We start from the raw sequence: 4,532 nt of genomic DNA, 5'->3' as shown, positions 1-4,532 counted from the left end.
GCCCCGCATCGGCGAACTCCAGGCCCAGCAACAGGCCGGCGCAGCGCAGCTGCACCTGGCTGCCGCAGGGGTGCTGGCGCAGTAGCGTCTGCAGGCCCAGTTGCAGGCGTTGCCCCAGGGCCTCGGCACGCGCCACCAGTTGCTCGCGTTGCATCACTTCGAGGGTGGCCATGACCGCGGCCATGGCCAGTGGGTTGGCGCCGAAGGTGGAGGTGTGCATCAGCGGGTTGCGGTTCAGCGGCGCCTGCATGTCGGCGGTGCAGACCATGGCGCTGACCGGCACGCAACCGCCGGAAAGGCTTTTGCCGACCAGCAGAATGTCGGGTACCACGCCCTCATGCTCGCAAGCCCACCAGCGCCCGGTCCGGCCCATGCCTGACTGGATTTCATCGGCAATCAGTACTGCACCGTATTGGTCGCACAGCGCGCGCACCTGCTGCAGGTAGCCGGCCGGGGGTACGATCACCCCGGCTTCGGCCTGTACCGGTTCGAGGATCACGCAGGCTCGCTCAGGCTGTGCCTGCAGTTGCAGGCGCAGCGCCTCGGCATCACCGAATGGTATGAAGTGGCTGTCACCCAGGCGCTCGCTGAACGGTGAGCGATACAGCGCCCTGCCGGTCACAGCCAGCGCGCCGAGCGTCTTGCCGTGGTAGCCACCGTGGGTCGAGATCACCCGCTGGCAGCCGTTGAGCCAGGCCAGCTTCAACGCCGCCTCGGTGGCTTCGGTGCCGGAGTTGCAGAAGAACACGTATTGCAGCGGGGGTGGGCATACCGCTGCCAGGGCCGCAGCAGCCTGGGCCTGGAACGGGTTGAGCATGAGCTTGCTGGCCATCGGGTGGCTGTGCAGCTGCCGGCTCACCCGCTCGACCACCTGGGGGTGTGAATGCCCGAGCAGGAACACGCCGTAGCCGCCGGCATCCAGGTAGCGGTTGCCGTCCATGTCGAACAGGTAGACACCTTCGCCACTCACCTCGATGGGCAGGTTCATCATCGACGCCAGGCGCGCATAGCCGGCGTTGACGTGGTCGCGGTACTGCGCGCGCACACGTTCGGCATCAAGCCCTTGGGGCAGGGGGATGAAACTGTTCATCGGTCAGGCCTCCAGGACCGGTTCGGCGCGGCGCTCGGCCGCTGCCGGAATCTTCAGCATGCGTTGCATGGCCGAGAGCTTGGGCGACAGCCGCGCCAGGGTCAGGGCCAGTTCCTGGCGTGGCGAGCGGCAGGCCAGGTGGCGGGCAGGCAGCAGTTGCTCCAGCGAGCTGGGCAGCGGCTGCAGCAGGCTGGCGTAGCGGCACAGCTGGGTCGCCCGGCCGAGGGCGGCGCGGATGTTCTCTTCAAGGGCCGGCAGGAACACCGGACGCACCAGGCGTTCGTAGATATCCGGGTTCATGCAGCGCGGGCGCTGGAAGGGCTTGCCCTGGTCTTGCATTTGCGCGCACATCAGGTCGAGCAGGGTGCGAATGTCCAGCGCCTGCGGGCCGTTGGTAAGGAAGTAGTCGTCACCGATCAGGCGCTGGTCCAGGGCGCTGGCAATGCCGGCTGCCGCGACATCACGGGCGATCACATCCACGCGTCCGTCTTCCGGGCAGGGGATGATCGGCAGGTAGCCTGACATCATCAGCCCCATGGTCAGGTGAAAGCCCTGCAGGGTCGGCATGTGGCCGCTGTGGCTGTCGCCGATGATGATCGACGGGCGGAAGATCGAAACCGGTACGCCGGCCTCACGCACCAGGCTTTCGGCCTGGCGCTTGACCACTTCGTATGGCGTCGAGGGCATTACCCCGGGGTGGTAGTCACAGGGGTGGGTGAAGGCGGTGCTGACGTGGTACAGCGGCACGTCGGCGTCGCGGACAAACTCCAGCACCTGCTCGGTGCCTTGGTAGTTGACCGAGAACACGGCTTCGGCGTGGCCGTCCAGGCGGGTGATGGCTGCGCAGTGGATGACCCAGTCGACGCGCTTGGTCAGCGCCAGGTAGTCCGCGCTGGACAGGCCCAGGCGCGGTTGGCAGATATCACCGCGCAGGGTCTCGACCCCGGGGTGGCTGATGCTGCTACGGCGGGTCAGGCACACCAGGTGATAACGCTCGGCCAACTGGTCGATCAACGTATCGCCCAGCACGCCGGCACCGCCGGTGAGAAAAACAGTCAGCCGCGAGGGTCCTGACATGGGCTAGCACTCCTTGCTTACTAGGTGGGTGAAGTGGCATGTGCCATGGCGCCCGTCTGCCTGGCAGCCGCAAGGGGGCCAAGGATCGGAACGATTAAAAAAGCCGACCTGTGCGCCTGTATCTCACGGGCGGCGGCCGGCAAGCGGCCCTGCGCCTGGAGGTGGAGACCCCGGGTGGCGCGGGCTGGAGGGGATGATGGCGATTTAGAACTGCTGATTCTTGAATGAATCGCTTGTATTGCGCAGCACGGCTGCAACGCGGCTCGGCGACATGCCGACCATGCGCCGCATCATGCGGGTGAGGTGAGCCTGGTCAGCAAAGCCGCCGGCCATGGCGGCATCGCTGAGGCTGGCGTCGTGGGCGAGGGCGTGGCAGGCACGTTCGAGTTTGCGCCAGATGATCCACTGCGACAGTGGCACGCCCATCTGGCGGGTGGCGAAGAAGCGCAGGCGCGGGCTGGACAGGCCCACCGCGCTGGCCGCGCGCGACACCGCGCCGATACCGGCCCAGTCTTCGCGCAGCAGGTGCAGGGCGTTGGACAGGCGTGGGTCGAAGCTTTCCGGGGGGACCAGCTTGAGTTCCAGAGCGGCGACCACATCATGGAAGTTGGCGGCCTGACGCACGCAATCGACGATGTCGGCGCTCACCGCAGCCTTGCCGCTCTCGTCGAGCAAGGCTTTCAGCGCACGCCCCAGTGGTGCGTCGGGATAGAAATAGAGGAAGGCGACCCGGCCAGGGTTGGGCAGCGAACGGTGGTTGACCGAGGGGCCGATCAATACCCCTGGGGCAGTGACCACCTCTTCGCCGAACTCCACCGTGATGTCCAGACTCAAGCCGATGCACAGCTGGATGGCAACGTGGGCATGGGCAGCGGTCTGGTCAGTCTGGCCGGTGTAGCCCAGCCAGTAATCACCGAAGGTTACTGCGCCATCCCATCTCATTGTGCATCCCTGAAGCCCGTTCTAGATAGCCTGGCCGCGCCCGGGCCAGTATCCTGAAAGCGGCAGATGATAGCGTTATGGTATATCTTGGTCGATACAAAGCGTAACGAACTATCTTTTGCGTTAATTAGGGCTGTGGGGCAGGGCTGGCAGGGGTGGAACTAATCAGGCTTTTCCTGCTCTTATGCCGGTAGCCATGGGTTGGGGACGCCTGATAAGCTCGCGGCTTCTACCCTGATTGCCCTTATGGCGCATGAACAAGGAAATCACATGAAACAGCATCGTTTGGCGGCTGCGGTTGCCCTGGTTGGCCTGGTACTGGCTGGCTGTGATCAACAGGCCAGCAGCCCCGAGCTGAAGACTCCGGCACAGAAAGCCTCCTACGGAATCGGCCTGAACATGGGCAAGAGCCTGGCTCAGGAAGGCATGGAAGACCTTGATTCGAAAGCAGTCGCGCTCGGCATCGAAGACGCCGTCAGCAAGAAAGAGCAACGCATCAAGGATGAAGAGCTGGTAGAGGCCTTCACCTCGCTGCAGAAACGCGCTGAGGAGCGCCTGGCCAAGGCCAGCGAAGAAGCTGCCTCGGCCGGCAAGAAGTTCCTTGAGGAAAACGCCAAGAAGCCTGGCGTGGTCACCACCGCCTCGGGCCTGCAGTACGAAGTGGTCAAGAAGGCCGACGGCCCGCAGCCCAAGCCGACCGACGTGGTCACCGTCCACTACGAAGGCAAGCTCACCGATGGCAAGGTGTTCGACAGCTCCGTCGAGCGCGGCAGCCCGATCGACCTGCCGGTCAGTGGCGTGATCCCGGGTTGGGTCGAAGGCCTGCAACTGATGCACGTCGGCGAGAAGTACAAGCTGTTCATCCCGGCTGAACTGGCCTACGGCGCGCAAAGCCCAAGCCCGCTGATCCCGGCCAACTCGGTGCTGGTCTTCGACCTGGAACTGATCGCCATCAAGGATCCGGCCCAGCTGCAAGGCGCCGAGCCGGAGGCGCAAGCCCCTGCCGAAGAGCCTGCCAAGTAACACTGGCTGGTTTCAGCAAACGCCCCGTTCTCACGGGGCGTTTGTGTTTTTGCCTGGCGGGTTGGTCGAACCCCCGACTGTTGATACTGTCCGAGAAAGTGCAGCTTGAAGATGCAGGATGCTTGTAACGCCAACCGTTTGCGGCGTACACACCACGGTGTGAAACGGTTGTGTAAAAAACGCCCGATCTGACCGGGACCCTTGCCTGACAGGCACCTGAGGTCAGAAAATTCGCCCTGTTCACAAGGTTATCCACAATAAATGTGGATAACCTTTCCTCTTGGAGGCTCCATGAGCGGTCCCTGGAATTTCGCCCGTTTCCTGCCGTTGGCAGAGCGCCTGCTTAGCCGCGGCCGGTTGCCGGCCTTGCTGTTTGCCGTGGCGCGTAAAGGCCCACGCC

The 4,532-nt window shown here is 64.3% G+C and carries 4 protein-coding genes; 1 reads left to right on the top strand and 3 read right to left on the bottom strand.

Annotated elements, in window-relative coordinates; genetic code table 11:
* The 3 genes from HP546_RS26335 to HP546_RS26325 all read right to left on the bottom strand — a co-directional run.
* The coding region (locus HP546_RS26335) for an aspartate aminotransferase family protein (RefSeq protein ID WP_172231599.1) at positions 1-1,090 on the bottom strand (1,090 nt) is incomplete at its 3' end.
* A gap of 3 nt (positions 1,091-1,093) precedes the next feature.
* Positions 1,094-2,167, bottom strand: a complete 1,074-nt coding sequence (locus HP546_RS26330) for an SDR family oxidoreductase (RefSeq protein WP_172231596.1) — start codon at positions 2,165-2,167, stop codon at positions 1,094-1,096.
* A gap of 204 nt (positions 2,168-2,371) precedes the next feature.
* A complete protein-coding gene (locus HP546_RS26325) occupies positions 2,372-3,109 on the bottom strand; it encodes an AraC family transcriptional regulator (RefSeq protein ID WP_172231593.1) in 738 nt (245 codons plus the stop codon).
* A 270-nt stretch (positions 3,110-3,379) separates the two neighbouring features.
* On the opposite strand from HP546_RS26325, the gene HP546_RS26320 reads away from it, so the two are divergent.
* Positions 3,380-4,132, top strand: a complete 753-nt coding sequence (locus HP546_RS26320) for an FKBP-type peptidyl-prolyl cis-trans isomerase (RefSeq protein ID WP_172231590.1) — start codon at positions 3,380-3,382, stop codon at positions 4,130-4,132.
* Positions 4,133-4,532: the final 400 nt, after the last annotated feature.

Origin of the sequence: Pseudomonas sp. CM25 (genome assembly GCF_013179705.1) — a bacterium.
Lineage (GTDB): Bacteria > Pseudomonadota > Gammaproteobacteria > Pseudomonadales > Pseudomonadaceae > Aquipseudomonas.
The sequence above is the reverse complement of the archived record's forward strand: the minus strand, read 5'-3'. Positions and strand labels throughout refer to the sequence as shown.

Excerpts from the sequence above, each read along its gene's own strand:
- HP546_RS26330 (WP_172231596.1), bottom strand. The coding sequence starts at position 2,167 with ATGTCAGGACCCTCGCGGCTGACTGTTTTTCTCACCGGCGGTGCCGGC.
- HP546_RS26325 (WP_172231593.1), bottom strand. The coding sequence starts at position 3,109 with ATGAGATGGGATGGCGCAGTAACCTTCGGTGATTACTGGCTGGGCTAC.
- HP546_RS26320 (WP_172231590.1), top strand. The coding sequence starts at position 3,380 with ATGAAACAGCATCGTTTGGCGGCTGCGGTTGCCCTGGTTGGCCTGGTA.